The following is a 1,953-nucleotide window of genomic DNA, read 5'->3' on the forward strand; positions in this document are numbered from 1 at the left end:
CGGTGGCCATGCTGCTGCGCCATACGATCAGCGCCGGTTTCGGCCAGATCGGTATCGATTCGCTGACCGGAATCCCCAACCGCCGCTGGTTCGTCGACGAAGCGGATCGACGCATTGACCGGCTGGACCGCGACGGAATGGTAGGCACGTTGTCGCTGGTGGATGTCGACGATCTCAAACGGCTAAACGACCGGATCGGCCGAGCGGCGGCAGACCGCGTGCTGGTACGGCTGGCAAGTCAGTTGCGGGCCATGGTGCGGCCTTCAGACCTTGTCGCGCGCATCGGGGAGGATGAGTTTGCGGTCTGGCAGGACGGCATGGACCACATGACCGCCGCCGAACGGGCCGAAACCCTCTGTGTCAGCCCGATCTTCGCCAACCTGACCCAGGGGCTGCCCGTGTCGCTGTCTATCGGTATTGCCAGCCGGCCGCCAGTCAGTGGGGAAGACATCCGTACCCTGCTGCGCCGCGCGCATATGGCGGCCAGGGAAGTCAAGGCTCAAGGGGGCGGAACCTGGCGTGTATCACAGTCACAGCCGGTCAGACCGGGTCCCAACCGATCCGGGTGAAAAAACCGCAAGCCGGAAACAAAATTGCATTCCGTGCTTGCCACGTGACCGTCATGCGATTGACAATCCAGGTATGGTGCCGGTGCAAGCCTCTGCCGAGCTTGAGACCGCCGCGCGGTGGAATGACACGCGGCAGGATGCTGTACGCCGCACTTATGGACCGGCGTTCGCTGCTCTCGATCTGGGGACCAACAACTGCCGCATGCTGGTCGGAACGCCGGCGGGCGACGGGTTTCGCGTCCTTGACAGCTTTTCGCGCATTGTCCGCCTGGGGGAAGGGCTCCATAGCACCGGCCGCCTGGGTGAACCGGCGATGGAGCGAGCCATCGTCGCGTTGCGTACCTGCGCGACCCGCCTTGCACGGCGGCAGGTCCGCCAGGTGCGCGCGATCGCGACCGAGGCATGCCGCCGGGCCAGCAACGGCGCCGATTTCCTGTGTCGAGTGAAACAGGAGACGGGGTTCGAATTCGGGATCATCACCGGGCGCGAGGAAGCCGAACTCGCACTGGAAAGCTGCGCACCCCTTCTTCGATGCGAGGGGCGACGGGCGTTGCTGTTCGACATTGGCGGCGGATCGACCGAACTCGCCTGGGTGCGGCTGACGGCGGGCCGCCCGGAGCTGATCGGCTACGACTCGCTGCCGATCGGCGTGGTGACGCTGGCGGAGCGCTGGGGCGACGCCGGGTTCTCCACCGCCGGCTTCGAGGCGATGGTCGCGGACGTCATTGAACGCCTGCTGGGATTCGAGTCAGTCCATTGCATCGCTAAGGAAATCCGCTGCGGCGGGGTCCGCCTGCTGGGCACCAGCGGAACCGTCACGACCCTGGCCGGCGTGGCGCTGAACCTGGAACGCTATCGGCGTCTGGACGTCGACGGCGTGGAGCTCTGTCGGCAGGAAGCGGACGATGCGTTGGCGCAACTCCGCTGCCTCGGGCGGGAGGGGTTGACGGTGCATCCCTGTGTCGGGCCTGACCGGGTGGAATTCGTCCTACCCGGCTGCGCCGTATTCGCCGCGATCAACCGGCTTTGGCCCGCCCCCACGGTCATGGTGGCGGACCGCGGCCTGCGGGAAGGGGTGCTGCTACGGCTGATCCGCGCGGACAGGGCCCGCGGCGGGCGGCGGCGGGACGGCTGCCGCGGATGACCCGGTCGGGCGGTTCGACGCCGCGCGGTCTGACGGTCTCGGTCAAGACGGCGAAGAAGCGGACACCGGCCTCGGCGCGCTGGCTCGCACGTCAGTTGAATGACCCATATGTGGCGGCGGCCAAGGCACAGGGCTGGCGATCGCGGGCGGCGTTCAAGCTGATCGAGTTGGATGACCGGTTCCAACTGATCCGCAAGGGCATGCGTGTGCTCGATCTGGGCGCGGCGCCTGGCGGGTGGA

3 protein-coding genes are annotated in these 1,953 nt (G+C 67.1%); all 3 read left to right on the forward strand.

Annotated features, from left to right (window positions below; translation table 11 throughout):
* On the forward strand, positions 1 to 569 hold a 569-nt coding region (locus tag VHB27_RS16985; RefSeq protein WP_325602623.1), incomplete at its 5' end, for a GGDEF domain-containing protein.
* Between the two features lie 202 nt (positions 570 to 771).
* Positions 772 to 1,713, forward strand: a complete 942-nt coding sequence (locus VHB27_RS16990) for a Ppx/GppA phosphatase family protein (RefSeq protein ID WP_325602625.1) — start codon at positions 772 to 774, stop codon at positions 1,711 to 1,713.
* Positions 1,710 to 1,953: SAM-dependent methyltransferase (locus VHB27_RS16995; protein WP_413788632.1), on the forward strand; the 244-nt coding region annotated here is incomplete at its 3' end. The genes VHB27_RS16990 and VHB27_RS16995, both read left to right, overlap by 4 nt.

Origin of the sequence: Rhodopila sp., assembly GCF_035548235.1 — a bacterium.
Lineage (GTDB): Bacteria > Pseudomonadota > Alphaproteobacteria > Acetobacterales > Acetobacteraceae > Rhodopila.